The following is a 25,979-nucleotide window of genomic DNA, read 5'->3' on the forward strand; positions in this document are numbered from 1 at the left end:
AAATTAAGAAGAAGTAGAAAGTGCTTTTACAAGATCTTCTTTTTTGTTGCGGCTTAAAGGTATTTTGGTGATCCCGATTTCAGCAAATTTGCTGTTAAAGCGCTCAACCTTATCTATATTAATAATGTATGATTTATGAACGCGGATAAATTTGTCTTTCGATAAATCATTTTCAAAAGATTTCATTGTAGAAAGAACCAGATTGCTGTCGTCTTCTGTAACTACTCTAACGTAATCTCCAAAAGCTTCAATCCATTTTATTTTTGAAGTGAAGATTTTAAGTTTTTTTAGATTACTTTTGATGAATATATGTTCGCCTTCTTCTTCTTTGATATCTTTTTTTAGCAAATGCATGTCGATTGCCCTTTTTACAGAAGCATTAAAACGGTCAACTGCAATTGGTTTTTGAAGATAGTCGGTAGCGTCGTAGTCGAAAGCTTTTAAAGCATATTCGGCTTTAGAGGTGATAAATATAATTTGTGGTTTTGATTTTAATCCGTCCAGAAAATCAAAGCCATTAATAACAGGCATTTCTATATCAAGAAATATTAAGTCAATATTATTTAATGAGATACAACTTTTTGCTTCAATAGCATTAGAAAAATCCCCTATTAAATGCAAGCCTGGGTGATTATTTACCAATTTGGCAATAATTGTCCTTTGTATAGAACTATCATCTACAACAACACAGTTTAGTTTCATAACATTTAAATTTAGAATAAATTCAGGATAGCAGTAGTAAATGTATTATTTTTTTGCAAAAAAAACTAAGGTTGGGGTATATTTTTTTGTATTATGACGAATAAAAGGAAAAAAATGTTGTGGATGTAAATTAAATGCTTACTTTTGCACCCAATTTTAACAAATAAAATTTATTATTTATGAATCATTATGAAACTGTTTTCATTTTAAATCCCGTTTTATCTGAGGTTCAGGTGAAGGAAACAGTAACGAAATTTGAAGAATTTCTTACTAGTAGAGGAGCTGAAATGGTATCGAAAGAGGATTGGGGTCTTAAAAAAATGGCTTACGAAATCCAAAACAAAAAAAGTGGTTTTTACCATTTATTCGAATTCAAAGTAGCTGGAGAAGTTCTTGTAGCTTTTGAAACTGAATTCAGACGTGACGAAAGAGTTATGCGTTTCTTAACTGTAAGTTTAGACAAACATGCTATTTCATGGGCGGAAAGAAGAAGAGCTAAATTAAAATCTACTAAAGCGTAATTATTATGTCTACAATCGAGCAATCTGCAAAAGGAAAAAAAGACGGAGATATCAGATATTTAACGCCTTTAAACATTGAAACTAACAAAACTAAAAAGTATTGCCGTTTCAAAAAATCAGGAATCAAATACATCGATTATAAAGATGCTGATTTCTTATTGAAATTCGTTAACGAGCAAGGAAAAATTCTTCCTCGTCGTTTAACTGGAACTTCATTAAAATACCAAAGAAAAGTTTCTGTAGCTGTAAAAAGAGCTCGTCACTTAGCTTTAATGCCATACGTGGCCGATTTATTAAAATAGTATATTAAAAAAATAGTTGTTGGTTTCCGGTTAAATGGAACCTAACTTCTGAAATATAAAGGACAACAACATGGAAATTATTTTAAAACAAGACGTACAGAACTTAGGATTTAAAGATGATGTAGTATCTGTAAAACCTGGTTACGGTCGTAACTTTTTAATTCCTCAAGGTTTTGCTACTTTAGCAACTCCTTCTGCTAAAAAAGTTTTAGCTGAAAACCTAAAACAAAGAGCACACAAAGAAGCTAAAGTTGTTGCTGATGCTAAAGCATTAGCTGAAACTTTAAAAGCTCTTGAAATTAAACTTACTGCAAAAGCTGGTGGAGAGAAACTTTTTGGTTCTATCACTAACATCGATATCGCTGAAGCTTTAGAGAAATCTGGTAATGCTATCGATAGAAAATTCATCACTAGCGGTGTTGTAAAACGTACTGGTAAATACAATGCTACAATTCGTTTACACAGAGATGTAATCGTTGACTTGCCATACGAAATTGTTGCTGAAAAGTAATAGTTTTAAAAACGATATAAAAATCCCGATGCAAATCGGGATTTTTTTTTATAATGAAAATAATTAGTCTTTGGGTTAAAGCGTATGGCTTATAACTTAAAGCGTAAAGCATAAAAAAGATGAAATACGCAAGATTAACAAAAGAACAGTTTGACGAATTACATGCAGAATTTGCAAGTTTTTTGGCTACACAAGCAATAGATAGAAAAGAGTGGGAAGAACTAAAGGTTAATAAACCGGAAGTTGCAGAACAGGAATTGGATGTTTTTTCAGATTTAATTTGGGAAGGCGTATTAACTAGAGCAGAGTATCTGGAGCATTTTTCTAAAAATCATATATTTTTATTTCATTGTTTTGATACTTACATTCAGTCGATTGTTTTAAAATCGTTTTCTCCAGAAGTTGATTTTTTGACCAAAGATGGACTTCAGTGGCTTAGTGATAATATGTTCACAGAAAATATTGAAATGAAAGTAGGGAAGAAAGTATTTACTGATGAGCGAAATTCTTCAATTTTTGAATTGATTAAACAGGGCGCTTTTTTAAGTGATGGACAATTATTTAGTCAAATTAATCAAATTTTAGAATCTTAGAATAAAATTATAATGTTTTAATGAAAGCGGGCAATTAGTTAAATAATTGCCCGCTTTTTTTGTTTTTAACTTTTGTTTAATCTTTATTGAAATTTTGACCACGTATTTCTACTTGTTTTTTAAAAATTCGCCAAACTTTTAAGATTTTAAATTTTATAGGAGAAAAATAAGTGCTTTTGGTCTATATTACGGATAATTTTGCAGACTATTTTATTTTAAATGTAAGATTATACTTTATTTCAATCGATTTAACATATTTTGTTTAATATTTTGTTTAATTTAAAATTAGCAAGATAATTATGTTAAAAGTACCGTTTTTTCTGATGTTTTAGTGTACTGTTAATTTGCTAAATGAAGTTTTAAGAATAAATTATAAGAATTTTAGGCTTGTTTTATGTTTTTGTATTTCTTAATTTTAGATAACAAAAGTTAAACAAAGTTTTTCTTTTGGTTTTCAAAAACATATTGGTTAAGAAATATTCGCCATGTTGTTAAGATTGAAAATTGAAAAATTATACAATAACTTAATAAGTCTGCGTATGGAATTGACAATTACTTTCTTTATCAAAATTACTTTAATTGTACATTTTATTTTAGCTCTATTTTTTAACCTATTAGACTTCTTTTATCTGAACGATAATTTTAATCGTTTTAAGATATCTAATTTTATTTCAAAAGGTCCGCATTTTAGTTTGCTGTCTTATAGTTACCCCATTTGGCGAGTCGATTATAAGGAGCAATAATTTTATGAATATAAATAGATTCAGAATCAGCCTTATCAGCATGATTATTTTAGGAAGACTAATCAACTTTCTTTAAAAAATGAATCAACCTATATAAAAAGAATCCCCAGTTCTACTTTCAACTAAAAATTTTCATTTATGAAAATTAGACCTGCAGCAAATCACTCCTCTAGGAAAACTGATCACAATCGTTTTTCCTCAAAAAAAGCGGAACTCATTTTATCTCTAGGAGATAAGATTTGTTCTCCGGTATGTTTCGGTATACCGAATTCAACATAATTTTTTTAAGAAAACAGAGTTTGCCAGCTTATTTATAAGTTGCTAGCTTATGTTTTAACTGTTTGATTTTTAATTGATTGTTTAATTGCGTAGGTGCTTGCACTTACTGCGAGAGGTGTTTTATTGTCCATTTTCTAATCTTCCAAATTATGAAAAAAAAATTTACTTTTTGTAATCTCAACCCTCAATTGAGATTATTAGGACTTTTAACTTTATTCCTGATATGCACTAATGCATTCTCTCAAACTATTTGTAGACCTGTGTCTCAGACAAATAGTACGGGAGGAGGGCTTGTGTGTTTAGGAGTAGGTGTTACTAGTCCTGCCAATGCTTACGATAGTGCTGGCTTATCCACTTATGCAACCTTGACAAATGGTATTGCAATTGCTGGATGTTTTGCAGAAGAAACAATGACTTTAAATCAAACGGCTCGAGCCGGTGACCAAGTTGCAATATACTTTGGTACGGGCAACGGTTTACTTGATTTAACGTTATTGTCAAATGCTACGGTTCAAGCTAAAAATTCTGGGGTCAATGTAGGTTCCAGCGTGGCTTTAAACAATCCGCTTTTGAATTTAAATTTGTTAAGCGGTAATACTGTAGCTGTTGCAAAATTTCCTATTACGGGTGATACCAACCAAATTCAAATTCAGGTTGGTGGTGGTCTGCTAAGTCTTTTGGCGACAGTTAGAATTTATGACATTAGGCTTGAGTTTGCTCAACCAACGGTATCTGGCGGTTTATCTCAAACAGTTTGTGCTGGAGTTCCAACAACTCTTACAGCAACACCAGCTGCAGGGACTTCGCTTGCGTGGTATAGTTCTGAATTTTCTACCACAGCTTTGGCGACAGGAAATACGTATACAACTCCTGCCTTAACAGCAAATACAACCTATTATATAGGAATAACTAGAGCAGCAGGGTGCGAAGGAAATGTTCGTGTGCCTGTTGTTTTAAATGTTTCAAACCCTGTTGCACCTGCTTATAGTAATGTAGGGACTGTAGTTTGTTCTACTGGGCCAACGCAACAGACTACATTATCTTTAGTAAATCCTGTTCCTGGGACAACATATACTTGGTATAATGGCGCTAATACTGCGGTAGCAACAGGAACTTCCTACTCTCCGACAGTAGCTTTAGGAACAACTCCTTTTTCTGTAGAGGCTTCTATCGGAAGCTGTATTAGTCCTACTAGAGCTCAAATTAATGTTGTTTCTACAGCAGTTCCTGCTAATCCGACAGTTCTTACTCAAAGTGTAACAATTCAATCGGGTCAGAATGCAACTTTAAATGCGACTTCTGAAGCTGGCACACAATTAAACTGGTTCGAAGTTGCGACTGGCGGAACGGCCGTTGCAACAAATACGCCAACTTTTACTACACCAATATTAACAGCTACGAAAACCTATTACGTTGAAGCACAAAGTGCAAACGGAAATTGTGTTAGTGCAGCAAGAGTGCCTGTTACGGTAACGGTTCAGCCAGCAGCTTTAGGCGGTTGTCTGGAAGCTAGCAGTCAGGTGACTACTCAAGTTGGTATTTGTTTGCTGTGTAGTGTTACAAATCCAAACAATTCTGTAGATGGTAATCCTGCTACAGCAGCAAGACTTACTACTCCTGTTAATGTATTAGGTTCGGTACAACAAACTTTGCAATTTACTAATCCAGGAAAAGCTGGAGATATTGTTGAGGTTGATTTAGAATTGCCAGGAGGTTTGGCAGATGTACAATTATTAAGCGTAGTTAGTTTAGCTACCTATAATGGTACAACTTATAATAATGATAGAGTTGCGATTAATAATCCTCTTATAACTTTACAGTTATTAAGCGGAACTAGATATAGAGCAACTGTTACAGCTGTAGCGAATTTTGACCGTGTTGAAGTTCGTTTAGGCGGTGTGGCAGGTCTTTTAACTAATTTAGATATTTATCAGGCAACTTATAGATATAAAATTCCAGATATTTCAGGGAATACAACTATTTGCAGCGGGGCAACAACAACATTAACTGCTGCTCTTGCTGTGGGTGAAACAATTAATTGGTATAGTGCTGCTACAGGCGGTTCACCTTTAGCATCTACAGCTGCATTTACAACACCAGCTTTAACTGCACCAACTACTTATTATATAGAGGTGACGAGAAATGGATGTGTAAACAGTGTGCGATATCCGGTTGATATTTTAATTGATAACCCTGTTTTACCAACTATTACAGCAGTTCCTACCAATATTTGTAGCGGACAGTCAACAACCTTAACAGTTGACGCTCCAGTTGCTGGTACTGATTATAATTGGTATGATGCGGCTACAGGAGGAAATTTAGTATTTACAGGTAATTCTTTCACAACTCCTACATTAACTGTTAATACAAGTTATTTTGTAGAATCAGCTATAGGAAGCTGTGTAACGCCGACACGTCAAGCAGTAAATCTGATTGTAAATCCGATACCAGCTACTCCGACATTTACATCCTCTAATGTAATTATTCAGTCTGGTCAAAATGCTACTTTAACGGTTGCAAATCCAGTTGCTGGTGTACGATACAATTGGTATAGTGCTGCCACAGCAGGTACGCTTTTAGCAACGAATGTTACCTCATACACAACTCCAATATTATCAAGCAATCAAACTTATTATGTAGAAGCTTCTAATATAGGTACTGATTGCGCTAATACCACAAGAGGAGCGGTTTCGGTTACTGTAATAGCTAGTGCAAGTACATGTTTACAGGCTAATTCTCAGATACCATCGAATGATGGTGTGTTATGTATTTTATGTGCACCTATAAATCCAAATGGCGCTGTTGATGGAGATATTACTACTTTCTCTCAACTTAGTGTACCAGTTGGTGTGGGAGCTTATCTACAGCAACAACTGGTTTTTGCAAATCCAGGTTTGGCAGGAGATATCATCGATGTTGATTTAGAAGTTCCAGGAGGGCTTTTAGATCTAGGCGCATTATCTAATGTTACTCTTGCAACTTATAATGGAGCGACTTATAATAATGACAGAACAGCAATAAATGGTGGTTTGTTGAATATTCAGTTATTATCTGGAAATAAATTTAAAGCTAGTTTTACTGCGACAGCAGCGTTTGATCGTATAGAAGTACGATTAGGAGGCGTTGCTACTTTATTGAGCAATTTATATATTTATCAGGCAGCTTATAGATATCCAAATGCTACAATTACTGGAGCTGCAGCACCAATCTGTGCAGGGCAAACAGCAACTTTGTCAGCTTCTTCAACTGGAGGAGAAACTTTTGCATGGTACGATTCTCCAACTGGGGGAGCCATTGCTAGTGTAGCTCCTACAGCTGCTTTAACAGCTACTACTACGTATTATTTAGAAGCAACTCGTGCAGGCTGTATAAACAGTTTACGTCAGGCAGTGACAGTAAATGTTTTACCAATTCCAACTGCTGGAGACATTGCAATTACAAGCCCAGTAGAAGCTACTTGTGCGGGAACCGCTGTTTTAACTCCATCTTCTGCTATAGCGGGTATAACATTTAAATATTATGAAAATCCAAATAGAACAGGAGAAATTGTCGATGGAAGTGTAATTGGTGGCGTAACATTTGCAAAAGATGCTAATGGCGTACTTACTATTTCAGGCTTAACTACTGGAACTTATAATTATTATATATCTGCTTTGAATGGAGGTACTTGTGAAAATGTAGCCGGAGATTTAAAACAAGTAACGGTTAATTTTCCTTCAGTTACACCTTTAACAGTTATCACAACTCCATTACAAGCATGTGGAAGCGCTAATTTAATTAATGCAATCACTAATTTTGATTCATCAGGAGATACTACTTACACTTTTTATAATCCGTCAAATGCTGTAATTACAGCAGATGAGGCGGCTAATATTACGGTTAGTGGCGTTTATTCTATAGAAGCACAAAGTACAACAAGTACATGTCCTTCTGCAAGGGAGTCTGTAACGGTATCGATTAATGCATTGCCAACTTTAGATGTTATTAATCCACAGGAATCTGTAAATGTTGGAAGTAATGTTGTATTAGATGCTACTTCTACAGGAACTGTGACATGGTTTAATTCTCAAGGTGTTGCAATTGCAGGACCTCCATTTACGACTGGTCCCTTGAATATTCCAGGAGTTTATACTTATACAGCAGTTGCAACTATTGGAACTTGTACTACTACAGCAACTAAGATCATCAACGTGATAGATCTTACAAGCTGTCAAAATTTAACAGAAAGAGTTTATGCAACAGCTCAAACGGAAGGTTCTATAATTACTGGAGGTGTTTCAGACGACGCAAATGCAGTTGATGGAAATCCTCAGACATTCTCAACAATTAACACAGGTATCGGACTTTTAGGTGTTGGTACAACATGGCAGAATTTAACTTGGCCTACTGTTATCGCTAAAGGTACTCCAGTAACCGTTAAATTAGGTTCTGAGTATAGTTTATTGGCTGTTGGTCAGAATTTATCAGTAATTGGAACAAGAAATGGGGCTCTTATTGGATCACCACAGCCTGTGTCTGGTTCATTATTGAACTTAATTTCAGGTGATAACTCTTATGAGTTTACTTTTGTTCCTTCAGATGCTTCTGGACCACAAGATTATGATGGTATTCGCGTTGTATCTTCTTCATTGGCAAGTGTAGGACAAAATGTAAAAGTATTTGATGCTCATTATAATCAAGCAGTTACAACAGTAACTTGTACGCCAGGAGATATTCAGGATATTTTTTATGGTGCAACAGATTTAGGCTTGCCAATTGGTGCAGTAACTGCAGCTGTAGGGGTAAGTGATGCTTGGAATGTTGCTGATAATGATGTGACTACTTTTGCAACGATGTATAGCGGAGTAAGTGCTTTAGCATCTGCAGATTTAACAGTGCAATTTAAAACACCTTCTGTTCTTAGTGATACATTAAGAATCGTAGTTTCTAAACCAGCGACTCTTTTAACAGTTAATCTACTTACAGGATTTTCAGTTCAGCGTTATTTAGGAAATGTGGCAGTTGGTGCTCCTATTGAAAATACAAGCCAATTGTTAAGTATAAAATTATTGCCAGGAAATTCTTTGGCAATGGTATTGGTATCTTCTCCAACAGAAATTTACGATAGAGTTAGAATTCGTTTAGGAGGTGTTGTTGGAGTATTAGATTTCTTAAGAGTTCATACGGTAGAAAGAACGGCTAATACAACAGTAATTGGAGCTGATCCTCAGAACAAAATTACGGTCTGTCCGGGTACCGATATTACACTCCAAATTCCTGAGATCGCTTGTTCAACTTATATTTGGTACGATGCGGAAACAGGAGGAAATGCAGTTGCAACTGGACCTACTTTTACCGTGCCAGACAACTTAGCAGCAGGTATTTACAAATATTATGTACAGCCAGTACGTTATGGCTGCCAAAATTATGCAAGAGGAGAAGTTACTGTCGAAGTACGAGCTTCTGCTCCAGTAAATGCTTTAGCAGATATTACTTTAAACGGAGGAACTGCAACTTCAGTTTGTTCAGCTTCTGGATCTGTAACTTTAGCAACAGGTTTAACTGGAACACCAGTTTTAACAAATCCTGTTTATCATTGGTATAGTTTTGATGGAACAACAGCTCAGTTAATTCCAAGCGAAACAACAAGTCAATTAATAGTAAACGGATTAGCTCCGGGAACTTATACATATTTTGTTGGAGTGAGTTCAGATGAGCTTTGTGAAACTGCAGCAGCAGACAGAAAGCAAATCACATTCACGATTTTACCTCCTTCAGCAGTAAACGATATTTTAGTAGATGATGTTACGGTTTGCGATGGTGTACCAGCATCATTAACTCCAACTGCGCCAACATTAACAACTCCAGTATTTACTTGGTATTTAGATGCTAATAAAACACAGCCAATTACAAACGGAGCTGTAATAGCAGGAGTTACTTATGCAATTGATGCAACTGGTATTTTAACCGCTACAGGTTTAACAAAAGCCGTAAGTCCGATAACGTATTATGTTGCTGTTTCAAGCACTAATACTTGCGAAAATTTAGCAGGAACATTACAAGATGCAGTAATTATTGTTAGCGATCCAAATACGCCAACTACCACAGATACGACTCAAGATTTCTGTTTATCTGCTGCACCAACAGTTGCTAACATTCAAGTAAACGAAAGCAATGTAGTTTGGTATGATGCTCCTACAGGAGGAAATATAATTGCTTCAACGACGCCATTGGCTAACGGAATTTACTATGGATCTGCAACCGATGAAGTTACTAGCTGCGGAAGCTCAATAAGATTGGCGGTTACAGTAACAGTAAACGATCCAGGAACTCCAACATTAGTAACAGCAGGAACACAAAACTTCTGTTTGGAAGATGCTCCTACATTAGCTAGCATTCAGACTACTCCAGCAGCTAATATTGTTTGGTATACGGCTTCAACAGGCGGAACATTGATTCCATCAACAACAGCATTATCAACTGGACAATACTTTGCAGCGATTTCAGATCCGACTACAGGCTGCGAAAGCGCAACAAGACTGCCAGTAGATGTAATTGTAAATGATCCAATTACACCAACTACTACAGATACGACTCAGGATTTCTGTTTATCTGTTGCGCCTACAGTTGCTAATATTCAAGTAAATGAAAGCAATGTCGTTTGGTACGATGCGGCAACAGGAGGAAATGCATTTGCTTCAACTGAACCATTAGTAAGCAGAATTTACTATGGAGCAGCCACAGATGCCGTTAATGGTTGTGAAAGTTCGGTAAGATTGGAAGTTACAGTAAATGTAAACGATCCAGGAACACCAACTTTAATAACAGCAGGCACACAGAATTTCTGTCAAGATGATCTTCCTACATTCGCTAGCATTCAGACTACTCCAGCAGTTAATATTGTATGGTATACGGCTGCAACAGGAGGAACAGTGATTCCATCAACAACAGCTTTAACATCAGGCCAATATTTTGCAGCGATCTCAGATCCGGTAACAGGCTGTGAAAGTGCTACAAGACTGCCAGTTGATGTAATTGTAAGTGATCCGGGAACTCCAACTTTAGTTACAGCAGGAACACAAAACTTCTGTACCGTTAATGCACCAACATTTGCAAGCATTCAGACAAATGAAGCAAACATTGTATGGTATACAGCTTTAACAGGAGGAACAGCAATTCCATCTGCTACAGCACTTACAACAGGACAATATTTTGCAGCAATTTCAGATCCGACGACAGGATGTGAAAGCAATACAAGATTAACAGTTGATGTTATTGTAAGTGATCCAGGAACTCCAACATTAGTGACGGCAGGAACGCAAAACTTCTGTTTGGAAGATGCGCCAACATTTGCAAGCATTCAAACAAATGAAGCAAACATTGTTTGGTATACAGCTTTAACAGGCGGAACAGCAATTCCATCTACTACAGCACTTACTACAGGCCAATATTTTGCGGCAATTTCAGATACAGCTACTGGATGTGAAAGCGCTACAAGATTAACAGTTGATGTAATTGTAAATGATCCGGGAACACCAACTTTAGTAACAGCAGGAACACAAAACTTCTGTACGGTTAATGCTCCGACATTTGCAAGCATTCAGACAAATGAACCAAATATTATCTGGTATACAGCTTTAACTGGCGGAACAGTGATTCCATCAACAACAGCTTTAACATCAGGCCAATATTTTGCAGCGATCTCAGATCCGGTAACAGGCTGTGAAAGTGCTACAAGACTGCCAGTCGATGTGATTGTAAATGATCCAGGAACACCAACTTTAGTAACAGCGGGGACACAAAACTTCTGTACAGTTAATGCGCCTACATTTGCAAGTGTTCAGTTTAATGAAACTAATATTGTTTGGTACACAGCTTTAACAGGCGGAACTGCAATTCCATCTACTACAGCTTTAACTAGCGGTACATATTATGCAGCTATCAGTGATCCAGCAACTGGATGTGAAAGCGCAAATAGAGCAGAGGTAGTAATAAGCGTAACAGATCCTGCGACGCCAACAACAACTGCTGCAACACAGACTTTCTGTTCAGGAACAAATCCAACAGTTGCTAATATTCAAGTGAATGAAAGTAACGTGGTTTGGTACACAACTCAAACAGCAGGAACCGTGTTAGCTTCGACAGCTGCTTTAACAACGACAACTTATTATGGAGCGATCAAAGATCCAGCAACGGGTTGTGAAAGCAGTGTAAGATTACAAGTTGCGGTTACAGTAGGAAATACAATTAACCCAACTACTAATAATGCAACTCAAAGTTTCTGCTCTGCAAACGCACCAACATTTGCTAACATTCAAGTAAATGAAGGAAACGTAACCTGGTATACTGGTGCTACAGGCGGTACAGCAATTGCATCAACAACAGCATTAACTTCTGGAGTATATTTCGGAAATATAATTGATGCTGCAACAGGCTGTGAAAGTTCAACTCGTTTGCAAGTAACAGTTACAGTAGTAGACCCAGCTGCGACACCAACTACAAATAATGCAACTCAGAATTTCTGTACCTTAAATTCACCAACAGTTGCTAATATTCAAGTAAACGAAGCAAATGTGGTTTGGTACACTACAGCTACAGGAGGAACAGCTCTAGCTTCAACAACAGCTCTTACAACAGGCACTTATTATGGTGCAGTTTCTAGTGCAGTTGGATGTGAGAATCCAGTGAGATTGGCTGTAGTTGTAAATGTAAATTCGCCAAGTGTTATTACAACGACAAGAACTAACCAGACATTCTGTTTATCAGCTTTGCCAACATTGGCCAGCATTTTGGTAAACGAAGCAAATGTAGTTTGGTATGCGTCTGCAACTGGCGGAACACCATTGGCAAATAATACTCCGCTTACTGCAACTACTTATTATGCTGCTGCTTTAGCAAATACTACAAATGGATGTGATAACGGACCGAGATTAGGAATTACAATTTCATTCGAAAATGATGCTGCAGTTCAATTAGCAACTACAGATGATACTCCTTGTGTATTCAAGGGTGTAACCTATTCAATTGCAAATGGTAAATCTAATTATGTTTGGACAATCAGCGGAGGAACAATTGTTTCTGGTGGAGGAACAAGCGACGGTTCTGTAACCGTTTCTTGGTCAGACATTGGTCCAGGAACAGTAACTGTAGCTTATGTTAATAATTGTGACGAAAGAACAATTAAAACTCTAAATGTTACAGTAGCAAGCTGTTCAGATTTAACGATCACTCATGACGTTGATAATCCAACTCCGAATTTTGGAGATCAGGTAACATTTACCATTACAGTAAACAATGTTGGTGAAGGAGATTTCATAAACACTATTGTCAGCGAATTGCTTCCTAGCGGTTTACAGTACGTAAGTTCTTCTGCAAATTCAGGAACATACGATCCAGCAACACAGCTTTGGACAATACCATCACTTCCTGCAGGTCAGAGTGTAGTATTAACAATTGTTGCAGAGGTGTTATCGGGTGGTACTTATACAAGCGTCGCAACTGTTGAAACTTCAACTCCTTTAGATGTTGATGCATCAAACAATTCAGCTTCAGTAACATTAGAACCAATTTGTCTAACAGTTTACAATGAGTTTACTCCAAACAATGACGGTAAAAATGATTTGTTTAGAATTGACTGTATTGAGTCTTATCCAAACAATGAACTGAAAGTGTTTAACAGATATGGAGCATTAGTATATAGTAAAGCAAACTATGAAAATGATTGGAACGGTACTGCAAATGTATCCGGAGTTGTTAATAGAGGAGATATGCTGCCAACAGGTACTTATTTTTATGTGATAACCATTGGAGATGGAACGGTTAAAAAAGGCTGGTTGTCTATTATGAGATAATCCACTTCTATTAATCTAATTAATTAAACTAAATAAGTATCGTTATGAAACTATATATAAAATCATTAGAAACGTATTTCATTCTAATATGTTCTTTTATTACGGTTTGTGCTTCGGCACAACAAGATCCGGGATATACGCAGTATATGTATAACACTATGGCGGTAAATCCAGCGTATGCTGGATCTACCGGAACCATAGAGGCAGCACTTTTATATCGTTCTCAATGGGTAGGAATGCCTGGCGCACCAGAAACACAATCTTTCTCTGTTCATTCTCCTCTTCGAAATGAGACATTAGGAATAGGGTTAAGTGTTGTAAACGATAAAATTGGACCTTCCAACGAACTGTATCTTGATGGAAACTTCTCTTATTCAGTGCCTCTTGGCTATGAAAAAAGACTGGCATTTGGTATAAAAGCCGGTACGAGAATGTTAAACATCGATTGGTCTAAAGGAAGATATTATGATGATGACGATGTTTTGTTAAACCAAAACATTAATAATCAGATGAAACTAGCAGTAGGAGCAGGAATTTACTACTATACAGAAAAATGGTATGTAGGGCTTTCAGTTCCGAGTTTTATTCAGAATGATTACTATGATGACGTTCAAGAATCTATTGATTATGATCGTATGCATTACTACTTAATGGGAGGTTATGTTTTTGATTTGAATCCAAATTTGAAATTTAAACCAGCATTTTTAGTAAAAGCAGTAAGCGGAGCACCAATTACGGCAGACATATCGGCAAATTTCATGATTCAGGAAAAGTTTGTTATAGGGGGAGCCTACCGAACAGATGATTCGGTAAGTATATTGGCAGGTTTTCAAATATCGCCAAGTTTCTATCTTGGATACGCTTTTGATTACACTGTAAGCCAATTGAACAAATACAACGATGGTACTCACGAATTCATCTTGCGTTATCAATTTGTGAAAAACCAAAGTAAAATTAAGTCTCCTCGATTCTTCTAAAAATAAAACTTATGAGAAAACTATATATCCTATGTTTAATTTTGAGCGTTACGTTTAGTTTCGCTCAAAAAACAAATTTAAAGAAAGCCGATGCTTTGTTTCGAAACTTTTCTTATTTGGATGCTTCCAAAGCTTACGAAGAAATTTTGCAAAACATAAAAGATCCATCGGCACAGACTTTGAAGAACGCGGCAGATTCCTACTATTTCATTTCCGATTCGCGAAATGCACTTAAGTGGTACAGAAAACTGTATGAAGTACAAGGAAACAATCTGACTGATATTTACTATTTGCGTTACATCCAATCTATGAAAGCAGTTATGGATTATGATGAAGCAGATAAAATCACAAAAGAATATCTAGATAAAAAAGGAGATAAAGCAGAGATTAACCGATACGTTGCCCAGAAAAAATATATGGATAGCGTTGCCAAGGCAAAACCGCTTTACACCATTAAAAATCTTGATATTAACACTAGTAAATCAGATTTTGGGGCTACATTTTTTAAAGACAATGTAGTATTTACTTCAGCTCGTGACACCACAAAGTTCAGCGAAAAACTGTATACTTGGAACAATCAGCCTTTTCTTAATCTGTATATTGCAGAAAGAAATCCGGCAGACGGCAGTTTGTTTAACGAAACTGTTTTCCTTCCAAATGTAATGACGAAGTATCATGAAGCAACAGCAAGTTTTGACAATCAGGGAAAAACAATTTATTATTCAACCAATATTGTCAAGAAAAATAAATTGGTTATTGATGAAGAAAGAGTCAATAACTTTCAGATTGTCAAAGGATCTATCGTCAACAATAAATTAGAAAATCCGCAGAAAGTATTTTTTGACAGCGACGATTACTCTGTTGGACATCCATCATTAAGTGAAGACGGACAACTGCTTTTCTTTGCGTCAGATATGCCGGGAGGTTATGGAGAAACAGATTTATACATGGTAAAAATTGCTGCAGATGGCACTATGAGTTCGCCTCAAAATTTAGGCCCAAACATTAATACTATTGGTAATGAAGTATTTCCATTTTTCCAAAACGGAGTTTTATACTTCTCTTCTGATGGACATTACGGCTGGGGAGATTTAGACGTGTACGAAAGTAAGTTTTTGGCAAATGGAAGCTTTTCAACGCCAAAAAATCTTGGAGCACCAGTCAACAGCAACAAAGACGATTTTTCTTTTATAATTGACAGAACAGATGCATACGGTTATTTTTCTTCGAATAGAGCAGGAGGAAAAGGAGACGATGATATTTATTCTTTTGTAAAAGGAAAACCAGTGTGTAACCAAAGTATTTCGGGAATGGCTTTTGATCGAAAAACAAAAAAGCCACTGACAGATGTTACCATAATGGCGTATAACTCTTTTAGTGAAGTTCTGGGCGAAACCAAAACCAACTATGAAGGAAAATATGCTATTGAAGTTCCTTGTAACAAAGTGGTTAAAATGATTGCCGCAAAACCAAATTACAGCAGTGATGATAAAACAGTTGAAACAACTGGCCAAAACGGTGGCGAAATTACAGATGTAAACTTTGAATTGAGCAATTACGATGACTTGGTAGTTAAAAAACAAGGAGTAGAAAAAGTCGATGTAAACCCGATTTATTTCGACTATGATAAATATGATATTACGCCAAAAGCAATTGAAGAGTTGTCTAAAGTGGTTTTCATTATGCAGAAATTTCCAAACATCAGAATCAAAATTGAATCTCACACCGATTCTCGCGGAAAAGATGCTTACAACCTAAAACTTTCAGATAATAGAGCAAAATCTACACGAGATTATATCCTTTCGCAAGGCATAGATGCTTCTAGAATTGAAAGCGCTATTGGTTACGGAGAAAGCCGACTAATTAACAAATGTAAAAATGGCGTAAAATGTTCTGAAGAAGAGCATTTGCTAAATAGACGTTCTGACTTCATCATTATTCAAAAATAGTTTTATATTTGCATTGTAATTAGTTGATTATCAGTGTAAAATATAAAACGTCAAAACCATTTGGAAGTTGGTTTTTTTTAATTCTTTTTTAAGAATAATGGACAAGGAGAAAATCAGACTGCATGAATTTGCAGTCTGATTTTTGATTTTCTAAAACTTTTATTTTTTCTCCATTTGAACAAAAATAAATTCTAATTTTGATATTCAGTTTTTCATTATTATAATCTGCAATATTTTACTATTTATGAGCATTCAAGAGACCATTCAAGCATTACGAAATGAACTTAATCAGCACAACTATAATTATTATGTGTTAGACAATGCCACAATTTCAGATTATGATTTTGATATTAAGCTCAAAGAACTTCAGGATTTAGAAAATAAGCATCCCGAATTTTTTGATGAGAACTCGCCAACTCAACGAGTAGGAGGGGCTGTTACTAAAAATTTCAAAACAATTGCACACCAGTACAGAATGTATTCTTTGGATAATTCTTATTCGAAAGAAGACCTTTTAGATTGGGAAAACCGTATTCAGCGAGTTTTAGGAAACGTTGACTTGCAATATACTTGCGAATTAAAATATGACGGAGCTTCAATAAGCATTACTTACGAAAACGGAAAAATAGCTCAAGCCTTAACACGTGGAGATGGTTTTCAAGGAGATGAGGTAACAAACAACATTAAAACCATAAAGTCAGTTCCGCTGCATTTAAAAGGAAATTACCCTGATAAATTTGATATTCGTGGAGAAATTATTCTTCCGTATGCCGGTTTTGAAAAAATGAATCAAGAATTGATCGAAATTGGAGAAACTCCCTATTCAAATCCAAGAAATACAGCATCGGGAAGTTTAAAATTGCAAGACAGTGCTGAGGTTGCCAAACGTCCGCTAGAGTGTCTGCTTTATTTTGTTACAGGAAATAATCTGCCTTTCAAAACCCAATTTGAAGGTTTAGAAATGGCTAGAAGCTGGGGATTTAAAGTGCCTAAAGAAGCAAAATTGGCCAATAGCATGCAAGAAGTTTTTGACTTTATTGATTATTGGGATGTGCACCGTCATAATTTGCCTTACGAAACCGATGGTGTTGTAGTCAAAGTAAACAGCATTCAGCATCAAGAAGAATTGGGGTATACAGCAAAATCGCCTCGTTGGGCAATGGCGTACAAATTTAAAGCCGAACAAGTCTCAACCAAATTAAAATCAATTTCATATCAAGTAGGCAGAACCGGAGCGATAACTCCAGTTGCTAATCTTGAACCTGTTCAGCTTGCAGGAACTATTGTAAAAAGAGCTTCGCTTCATAACGCCGACCAGATTGAAAAATTAGATATTAGAATAAATGACACTGTTTTTGTAGAAAAAGGAGGAGAAATTATCCCGAAAATCATTGCGGTAGATTTAGAAAAACGCCCAGAAAATTCAGAAAAAACACATTATATTGCGTATTGCCCAGAATGCCACACCGAATTGGTGCGAAATGTGGGAGAAGCCAATCATTACTGTCCTAATTTTTACGGATGCCCTCCGCAGATTATTGGAAGAGTGCAGCATTTTATTTCAAGAAAAGCAATGGACATTGAAGGACTTGGCGGAGAAACGGTTGCTTTATTGTTCAAAAATGATTTGGTCCATAATTACGCCGATTTGTACGAACTGAAGGTAGAAGATATTCTGCATTTAGAAAGAATGGCACAAAAATCGGCTGAAAATCTGGTGAATGGAGTACAGAAATCAAAAGAAATTCCGTTCGAAAGTGTATTATTTGCGCTTGGAATTCGATTTGTAGGAGAAACAGTGGCTAAAAAACTAGCCAAACATTATAAAAATATCGATGCTTTAAGCCAAGCTTCATTAATGGATTTGGTTCTGGTTGATGAAATTGGAGAAAGAATCGCCAAAAGTGTTATCGAATTCTTCGAAAATGAAGAAAATAGAAAAATTATTGAACGTTTAAAAAGTTATGGAATTCAATTTGAAATTGAAGAAAAAATAAACCCAAATGCTACTGATAAATTTGCTGGAAAAACTTTTGTGGTTTCTGGCGTTTTTAGTCAATTTTCTAGAGACGAACTAAAGAAAGCCATTGAAGATAACGGAGGAAAAGTAGGAAGCTCAATTTCTGCAAAAACAGATTTTGTAGTAGCGGGAGATAATATGGGACCGGCCAAACTGGAAAAAGCAACAAAGCTGAATATTACCATATTATCGGAAGATGATTTTATAAACAAATTGAATGAAGCCTAATAAACCATCATTAATTTTGTTTTTTCTAGCCTTGCTCTGTACAATCATTTTTGATTGGACAGAACAAGAGTTTTTTGCGACGTATGCAAAAGCCATTGTTCTTCCTGCGATTTTTATTTATTATTTAATCAGCAGTGAGTTAAAAATTGGAAAAACAGAAGGTTTTATTTTCTTTTTCTGTTTTGTTGGACAAGTTTATGATCTGATGGATGTGGAAAGTTCCGAAATAGGAGGAGTATTTAGTTTTTTGATCGTATATACTCTTATCGTTACCATATTTATTCGGGAACACGAAAGGATAAAACTAACCAGACGCGACATTCTGCCTATTTCTATTGTAGTGGTATTTATAGTCTATTTGTTGATCTCTGTTTTGAGTCTTCAGCTAGACAGCATGAGGAAGTTTATTCTCGTTTACACCGTGTACGGAATCGTGCTGAGCTTATTGAGTTATTTCTGTTTTGTAAGCTACATTACAAAAGGTACACACATAGCGTTGCTGATGTCGCTTATGGCAATAAGCTACATCTTCTCTGATATCTTTTATATTTTTAATGAATATTTCTCGTATTCTGTTGTTTTAGTTTTAATACGAGATACAACTCAAATTCTAGCTTATTTCTTTATGGTAGAATACTTTTTAGAAAAAGCTAGAATTCAAAAAAAGGCTATACAACAATAGTTGCACTTTGGTTAGTATAAGCTTTGTCTTTATCAAAATAAAAATCGATACGGCCTAAATTAATTCCGTAACAACCCACTTGATTTACCAAAACTTCTTTACCAGCTTTATTTTTTACAATTGTTGGTTTGTCTAAGAAAGTATGCGTATGTCCTCCGATAATTAAATCGATATCTTGAGTTTGTTCAGCAAATTTCAAATCGCTTATTTTAGTCGGATCATCTTTATATTTATAACCTAAATGCGAAAGGCAAATAACCAAATCACATTTTTGTTCTTTTTTCAAAAGCTGTGCCATGTCTTGAGCAACTTCAACCGGATTGTTGTAAACCGTTTCCAAGTACAATTTTTTATCTACTAAACCTTGCAATTCAATTCCAACACCAAAAACACCAACTTTAATTCCGTTTTTATTAAAGATTTTGTACGGCTTAACATGTCCGTCCATAACCGTATTTTTAAAATCATAGTTTGAGTTGATAAAATCAAAACTAGCATGCGGAAGCTGAGCGTATAATCCGTCAAGACCATTATCAAAATCATGATTTCCAATTGTAGAAGCATCATATTTCATCATGCTCATCAATTTAAACTCTAATTCTCCTCCGTAATAATTAAAATACGGTGTTCCTTGAAAAATATCTCCAGCATCCAACAAAAGGACATTCGGATTTTCTTTACGGATAGTTTCAATTAAAGTGGCACGTCGAGAAACGCCTCCTTTATTAGGATTACGCGGATCATCAGCAGGAAAAGGATCAATGTGGCTGTGCACATCGTTAGTATGTAGAATCGTTAAATGCTTATTATCGTTACTTTCAAAACTGCTCAAAGACAATCCTAAACTTAATAGGGCAGTACTTGCTGCTGTTTTTTCGATAAACTCTCTTCTTTTCATTTTTTATATTTTTTGCAGGAATGCTATACTTGTTTTTTATTCTTCTGTGATTCTGATATTTTTTGGAGCAACAACCGTGTCTACTTCTTTAAAATAGTCAATCAATACATCTCTAAGTTTATAATTTAAGTCAAACTTTTGAGTATTTTTTGCAAAGAAAGTCATGCTGTCGCCTCCATTTGCTAGATAATCATTTGTGGCAACATAATACGTCTTGTTTAAATCAAGCGGTTTGCCTTGCACCATAATGTTTTTTGCTTTTTCGTCTTTTGTAATCGTAAACGTCATTCCAGACAATGGCTGAGGTTTTTTCTCCTTAATAATATAAGAAGCAATTTCTGAGATCTGCTCGCCTTTTAAAGCCAAAACAACTAAGCTGTTTTCAAAAGGCATAATTTCAAAAGCTGTCCTTGTTGTTACATTTCCTTTTGGAAGAATAGCACGAATACCGCCATGATTCAAAAGGCAGACATCAATATCTTTATTTTCACGTTTGTTAAAAACAAGATTACCTCTTTGTACGCACACATCTGCCATTAAGCTTCCAATTCCAGTTTGCCATTTTCCAGTGCTTTTGTCAAGAGTTTCAGGACAATAAGCTAATATATTGTCCAAATCCTTATTAATGTGATCGCGATAAGGCTTAATAAAGTTTTCAATTTCAGGAGTTTCGCCAGTCTTTTCAGTAACAGGAAGTTGCTTTCCTTCAATTTTAGTTAAGTTGTAGTTTTTTGGGCTACAAGAAGAGATTAAAAAAAGTGTTAAGAATATAACAAAAAGTTTTAAAAATCCGTTATACTTTTTTAGTTTTACCATTTTAAATGCAATTGAAATAATTAATTTTGTAATCGAGTAAAAGTAGTATGTTTTTGAATTATATAAAGGAATTTTTTGTAAAAAAATCATTAAAATTTCATTTAAATAATGAAAAACGCGAAGTATTTACCAAAAACGTTCAAACAATTGGTTTATTGATAGATGAGAGCAATTTTGATCATTCAGAAGCACTAATAAAGGAGTTAACCCTCCAAGGAATCGCTTTCGAAAACATAAAAGTTGTTGCATACAGAGAAAAATTCAAGGAAAAAGAGACCTATTCGCGTGCAACTTTTGGTAAAAAACATATCAGTTGGAGAGGCGAAACAACAGAGGTTTTTTTGAATGAATTTATAAATTCAGAATTCGATCTTTTGTTGAGTTATTACAATGTTGAAGATGTCTTTATAATGTTAGTGACAAGCAAGTCGAAAGCTAAATTTAAAGTCGGATTCTCTAATGTAAACCAAGATCTGAACCGTTGGATGATTAGTACAGAATTAGGAAACTATAAACTCTTCGTTTCAGAATTGTTTAGGTATTTAAAAAATATAAAATAAAACTATAATTAATAATATGCAATCATTGATAGGAACTGGTGTTGCGCTTGTAACGCCATTTAAAAAAGATTTTTCAGTTGACATTGAAGCTTTACAACGTATTGTAAACTTTTCTATAGATGGCGGAGTGGAGTATCTTGTTGTGATGGGAACAACTGCAGAAAATGCAACCCTTACAGCAGAAGAGAAAGAATTGGTTATAAAGACTGTAATCGATGTGAATAAAGGAAGACTGCCTCTAGTTTTAGGAGTTGGAGGTAATAATACTATGCAGATTGTTGAGGAATTAAAGACAAGAGATTTTTCTGCTTTTGAAGCAATTTTGTCTGTTTCTCCATATTATAATAAACCTACACAAGAAGGAATTTATCAGCACTTTAAAGCAATTGCAGAGGCATCTCCAATTCCCGTAATCTTGTATAACGTTCCAGGAAGAACTTCAAGTAATATGCTTCCGTCAACTGTAGTGCGTTTGGCTAACGATTTTAAGAATGTTGTAGCTATTAAAGAAGCGGCTGGAGATATGGCTCAAGCTATGCAGATTATTAAAAATGCTCCAAAAGATTTCTTAGTGATTTCTGGAGATGATATGCTGGCATTGCCAATCGTTTTGGCGGGTGGAGCAGGAGTAATTTCTGTAATCGGGCAAGGTTTTCCTAAAGAATTTTCAGAAATGATTCGTTTAGGATTAAATAAAAAAGCTGCCGATGCGTTTAAAACACATTATTTTTTGTCAGACAGTATCGATATGATTTTCGAGCAGGGAAATCCAGCGGGAATCAAACAAATCTTCCAAGCCCTTGGAATTGCTGAAAATACAGTTCGTCTTCCGCTAGTTTCTGTAGATGATTCGCTAGCAACGAGACTAAATGAGTTTGTAAAAAACAGCATTAAATAATTGTTAAAGTGTTAGTATTTTAAGATACTAAAAAATTATTTTGCAGTAGCTAAATTAATAACTAAATTTGCCACCGAAACTTCGGTGCGATTTCACTTTGGCATAATTGTCTGAGAGATTCTAATAACAGTAAGAAAATGAAAAAAATACTATCGCTATTAATTGTTGTAACTCTTTTTTATTCTTGTGGAGAATATCAAAAAGCGTTGAAAAATGAAGACGTTGCAGCAAAATTTGAGATGGCGACAAAAATGTATGATGCTGGTAAATACACAAAAGCGATTCGTCTTTTTGAGCAATTAGCAACTTCTTACAGAGGAAAACCTCAGGCAGAAAAACTGTTTTATATGTTTTCTCAGTCTTATTATAAAACAAAACAGTATTATTTAGCTGGTTATCAATTCGAAGCTTTTGTTTCGGGATACCCAAGAAGTGAGAAAGTGCAGGAAGCTGCTTTTTTAGGTGCTTACAGCTACTCTAAATTGTCGCCAGCTTATAGCTTAGATCAGGCAGATACGGTTAAAGCATTAGAAAAATTACAGGCTTTTATTGATAATTATCCAAACTCAGAATACATTCCTCAGGCAAATGAGGCTGTACAGAAGCTAAATGGTAAATTAGAGAAAAAAGCATACGAAAATGCTAAAGGATATAATACGATTTCAGATTACAAATCAGCTTTAATTGCGTTTGATAATTTTATTGCCGATTTTCCTGGAACGCCTTTTAAAGAAGATGCATTGTTTTATAAATACGATTCAGCATATCAATTGGCAATTAATAGTGTTCCTTCAAAAATGGAAGAGCGTTTAAAGGTTGCACAGACAGCTTATGCTAATTTGATCAAGTTTAAAAGCGATACAAAATATAAAGAAAAGGCAGAAGAAATGAATGCCAGAGTTGAAACAGATTTACAAAAATTTACTAAATAAATAAAGTGATGGATTTAAAAAAGACGAATGCTCCTGTAAACACAATAACTTACAATAAAACAGTTATTGAAGAGCCAACAGGAAATGTGTATGAGGCAATTACCATTATGGCTAAAAGAGCAAATCAAATTAATTCAGAGATTAAAAAAGAATTGACTGAAAAATTAGAAGAGTTTGCTACTTATAATGATAGTCTAGAGGAAGTTTTTGAAAATAAAGAACAAATTGAAGTTTCTAAATTTTACGAAAAATTACCAAAACCACACGCTTTAGCTGTTCAAGAATGGTTAGACGGTAAAACTTACCACAGAAGTTCAAACAAATAATAGTACAATGTCAGTTTTAAACGGGAAAAAGATTTTGCTGGGTGTTTCTGGCGGAATTGCAGCGTATAAAACAGCCACTTTAGTACGACTTTTTATAAAAGCAGGTGCACATGTCCAAGTGATCATGACACCTGCTTCTAAGGATTTTGTAACCCCACTTACATTATCTACTTTATCAAAAAATCCAGTACATTCCCATTTCTTTAATCAGGATGATGAAGACGAAGTTTGGAACAATCATGTAGAATTAGCTCTTTGGGCAGATTTTATGCTGGTTGCGCCTGCGACTGCCAATACGTTATCTAAAATGGCAACAGGAAACTGCGATAATCTGCTAATTGCGACTTATTTATCGGCAAAATGTCCAGTTTATTTTGCTCCTGCAATGGACTTGGATATGTACAAACATCCTTCAACTTTATCGAGCTTTGCTGCATTAAAACAGTATGGAAATATAATGATTCCTGCTGAAAGTGGAGAATTGGCAAGTGGTTTATCTGGCGAAGGCCGAATGGCTGAACCTGAGAATATTGTCGCTTTCCTAGAAGCTGATTTAGAGAGTAAATTGCCTTTAAAAGGAAAAAAAATACTAGTTACAGCAGGCCCGACATACGAAGCGATAGACCCAGTACGTTTTATTGGAAATCATTCTTCTGGTAAAATGGGTTTTGATATTGCTAATGAAGCGGCAAGTTTAGGAGCTGAAGTTTTTTTAATTGCGGGACCAACTCATTTTAAAGCAAAAAATAGTCTGATAAAAGTGGTAGATGTTGTATCTGCACAAGAAATGTATGAGGCTTGTCATTTGTATTTTAACGAAGTTGATGCGGCAATCGCTGCTGCAGCAGTTGCCGATTATAGACCTAAATTTGTTGCAGATCAGAAGATTAAAAAGAATACAGAAGAATTTTCGATAGAACTGGAGAAAACAAAAGATATCTTGTCTTCTTTGGGAGCTATCAAAAAAAATCAGTTTTTAATTGGTTTTGCATTAGAAACAGAAAATGAAATTGAAAATGCTAAGTTGAAAATTCAGAAAAAAAACTTAGATTTGATTGTTTTAAATTCCTTACAAGATAAAGGGGCAGGTTTTAAAAAAGATACTAATAAAGTGACGTTTATTACTAAAGATTTTGAAATCAAACCAATGGAATTAAAATCGAAAGAATCTGTTGCGGCTGATATTTTGAATAAAGTTATTCTGCATTTTTCAAAATCATAAATTTAAAATATACGCCGAAAGCATAATTTGGAAGCAATTTATGTTTGTAAAATTTAATATTAGACGATTATGAATAAGATAGTTATACTATTTATGTTTTTAAGCTTTGGTTTTGTGCAAGGGCAACAGCTAAACTGTACCGTAACTATTAATACAGAACGTCTAACAAACCCCAATAATCAGGTTTTTAAAACGCTTCAGACTTCTTTGGCTGAGTTTGTCAATAAAACAGATTGGACGGGATCGGTTTTAAAACAAAACGAAAGAATAAACTGTTCAATGTACATTACTTTGTCATCAAACAGCTCAGATCAATTTACAGGAACAATTCAGGTTCAGTCTTCACGATTGATTTTTAATTCTACCTATTCTTCGCCTGTTTTAAATTACAACGATAAAGATTTTAACTTCAGATATACAGAATACGAACCATTGTTATTCAATCCAAATACTTATGACTCTAATTTGGTATCTGTTATATCTTTTTATGCTTATGTGATATTGGGCATGGATGCCGATACCTTTCAAATGGGCGCTGGGAATCCGTACCTTCAAACCGCACAGAATATTGCCAATGTGGCGCAGCAAGGTGGTTTTAAAGGTTGGAACCAATCTGACGGACTTCAAAATCGCTACTATTTGATTAACGATATGATTGCGCCAACATATAGCGATTTGCGCCAAACTACTTATGCTTATCATACTGGTTTAGACGGAATGACTTTGGATATAAAAGCTTCAAAAGAAAAAATAAAAAATGCGTTAATGCTTATTGGCAAATTAAATTCAGTTAAGCCAAATGCTTTTATAACCCGAGTTTTCTTTGATGCAAAATCAGATGAAATTGTTTCTATTTTTTCTGGAGGACCAAGTATTAACATTACCGATTTAACCGATGTTTTAAATAAAGTTTCGCCGTTAAACTCTACAAAATGGTCTCAGATTAAATATTAATCTCCGTTTTATTTTTATAATCTTCGTTAACTTACA

Annotated in this window: 18 protein-coding genes; 15 read left to right on the forward strand and 3 right to left on the reverse strand. The window is 35.1% G+C overall.

The genetic code is table 11. The annotated features are described in order from the left end of the window. Nucleotides 1-3 precede the first annotated feature (3 nt). Nucleotides 4-702, reverse strand: a complete 699-nt coding sequence (locus tag Q9Q97_RS12995) for a LytTR family DNA-binding domain-containing protein (protein WP_008463025.1) — start codon at nucleotides 700-702, stop codon at nucleotides 4-6. Between the two features lie 179 nt (nucleotides 703-881). On the opposite strand from Q9Q97_RS12995, the gene rpsF reads away from it, so the two are divergent. The 9 genes from rpsF (at nucleotide 882) to Q9Q97_RS13040 (ending at nucleotide 19,337) form a co-directional block, all read left to right on the forward strand. Further along, nucleotides 882-1,223 (forward strand): 30S ribosomal protein S6, encoded by a 342-nt coding sequence (gene rpsF / locus Q9Q97_RS13000; RefSeq protein ID WP_026729424.1) that lies wholly within the window; start codon nucleotides 882-884, stop codon nucleotides 1,221-1,223. A 5-nt stretch (nucleotides 1,224-1,228) separates the two neighbouring features. Further along, nucleotides 1,229-1,525, forward strand: coding sequence for a 30S ribosomal protein S18 (rpsR, locus tag Q9Q97_RS13005; RefSeq protein WP_002987043.1), 297 nt, complete (start codon nucleotides 1,229-1,231; stop codon nucleotides 1,523-1,525). Nucleotides 1,526-1,595: 70 nt separating this feature from the next. After that, complete coding sequence (gene rplI, locus Q9Q97_RS13010) at nucleotides 1,596-2,036, forward strand: 50S ribosomal protein L9 (RefSeq protein WP_306157689.1); 441 nt, start codon at nucleotides 1,596-1,598, stop codon at nucleotides 2,034-2,036. Between the two features lie 119 nt (nucleotides 2,037-2,155). After that, nucleotides 2,156-2,629 (forward strand): DUF6495 family protein, encoded by a 474-nt coding sequence (locus Q9Q97_RS13015; RefSeq protein ID WP_306157691.1) that lies wholly within the window; start codon nucleotides 2,156-2,158, stop codon nucleotides 2,627-2,629. A 1,171-nt stretch (nucleotides 2,630-3,800) separates the two neighbouring features. Beyond that, nucleotides 3,801-13,481 carry a gliding motility-associated C-terminal domain-containing protein gene (locus tag Q9Q97_RS13020; RefSeq protein WP_306157693.1) on the forward strand — a complete coding sequence of 3,227 codons (9,681 nt, stop codon included), beginning with the start codon at nucleotides 3,801-3,803 and terminating at the stop codon, nucleotides 13,479-13,481. A 44-nt stretch (nucleotides 13,482-13,525) separates the two neighbouring features. Beyond that, the gene (locus tag Q9Q97_RS13025) at nucleotides 13,526-14,458 is read left to right on the forward strand and encodes a type IX secretion system membrane protein PorP/SprF (protein WP_306157695.1); all 933 of its coding nucleotides are present in this window, start codon (nucleotides 13,526-13,528) and stop codon (nucleotides 14,456-14,458) included. Nucleotides 14,459-14,469: 11 nt separating this feature from the next. Further along, nucleotides 14,470-16,407: an OmpA family protein gene (locus tag Q9Q97_RS13030; RefSeq protein WP_306157697.1), complete on the forward strand. Its 1,938-nt coding sequence runs from the start codon at nucleotides 14,470-14,472 to the stop codon at nucleotides 16,405-16,407. A 244-nt stretch (nucleotides 16,408-16,651) separates the two neighbouring features. After that, entirely contained in the window at nucleotides 16,652-18,655 is a 2,004-nt protein-coding gene (gene ligA / locus Q9Q97_RS13035) for an NAD-dependent DNA ligase LigA (RefSeq protein WP_306157699.1), read from the forward strand. Further along, complete coding sequence (locus Q9Q97_RS13040; RefSeq protein ID WP_306157701.1) at nucleotides 18,645-19,337, forward strand: hypothetical protein; 693 nt, start codon at nucleotides 18,645-18,647, stop codon at nucleotides 19,335-19,337. Before ligA ends, Q9Q97_RS13040 begins: the two co-directional genes overlap by 11 nt. Here the strand turns inward: Q9Q97_RS13040 and Q9Q97_RS13045 are convergent. Together Q9Q97_RS13045 and Q9Q97_RS13050 are read right to left on the reverse strand one after the other, a co-directional pair. Then, the gene (locus tag Q9Q97_RS13045; protein ID WP_306157703.1) at nucleotides 19,324-20,235 is read right to left on the reverse strand and encodes a bifunctional UDP-sugar hydrolase/5'-nucleotidase; all 912 of its coding nucleotides are present in this window, start codon (nucleotides 20,233-20,235) and stop codon (nucleotides 19,324-19,326) included. The two genes, Q9Q97_RS13040 and Q9Q97_RS13045, sit on opposite strands and share 14 nt — an antisense overlap. Before the next feature lie 36 nt (nucleotides 20,236-20,271). Next, the gene (locus Q9Q97_RS13050) at nucleotides 20,272-21,051 is read right to left on the reverse strand and encodes a 5'-nucleotidase C-terminal domain-containing protein (protein ID WP_306157705.1); all 780 of its coding nucleotides are present in this window, start codon (nucleotides 21,049-21,051) and stop codon (nucleotides 20,272-20,274) included. Nucleotides 21,052-21,098: 47 nt separating this feature from the next. Between Q9Q97_RS13050 and Q9Q97_RS13055 the strand changes: the two genes are divergently transcribed. From Q9Q97_RS13055 to Q9Q97_RS13080, 6 genes are all read left to right on the forward strand, one after another. Then, entirely contained in the window at nucleotides 21,099-21,611 is a 513-nt protein-coding gene (locus tag Q9Q97_RS13055; RefSeq protein WP_306157707.1) for a hypothetical protein, read from the forward strand. Between the two features lie 16 nt (nucleotides 21,612-21,627). After that, nucleotides 21,628-22,509, forward strand: a complete 882-nt coding sequence (gene dapA / locus Q9Q97_RS13060; protein ID WP_306157709.1) for a 4-hydroxy-tetrahydrodipicolinate synthase — start codon at nucleotides 21,628-21,630, stop codon at nucleotides 22,507-22,509. 137 nt (nucleotides 22,510-22,646) lie between these two features. Further along, entirely contained in the window at nucleotides 22,647-23,441 is a 795-nt protein-coding gene (locus tag Q9Q97_RS13065; RefSeq protein ID WP_306157711.1) for an outer membrane protein assembly factor BamD, read from the forward strand. Between the two features lie 8 nt (nucleotides 23,442-23,449). Beyond that, entirely contained in the window at nucleotides 23,450-23,767 is a 318-nt protein-coding gene (locus tag Q9Q97_RS13070) for a DNA-directed RNA polymerase subunit omega (protein ID WP_008463064.1), read from the forward strand. Nucleotides 23,768-23,774: 7 nt separating this feature from the next. Then, nucleotides 23,775-24,989 (forward strand): bifunctional phosphopantothenoylcysteine decarboxylase/phosphopantothenate--cysteine ligase CoaBC, encoded by a 1,215-nt coding sequence (gene coaBC / locus Q9Q97_RS13075; RefSeq protein WP_306157719.1) that lies wholly within the window; start codon nucleotides 23,775-23,777, stop codon nucleotides 24,987-24,989. A 69-nt stretch (nucleotides 24,990-25,058) separates the two neighbouring features. Continuing rightward, nucleotides 25,059-25,943 (forward strand): DUF4835 family protein, encoded by an 885-nt coding sequence (locus Q9Q97_RS13080; RefSeq protein WP_306157721.1) that lies wholly within the window; start codon nucleotides 25,059-25,061, stop codon nucleotides 25,941-25,943. Nucleotides 25,944-25,979 lie beyond the last annotated feature (36 nt).

The sequence above is a fragment of the Flavobacterium sp. DG2-3 genome (assembly GCF_030730925.1).
GTDB lineage: Bacteria > Bacteroidota > Bacteroidia > Flavobacteriales > Flavobacteriaceae > Flavobacterium.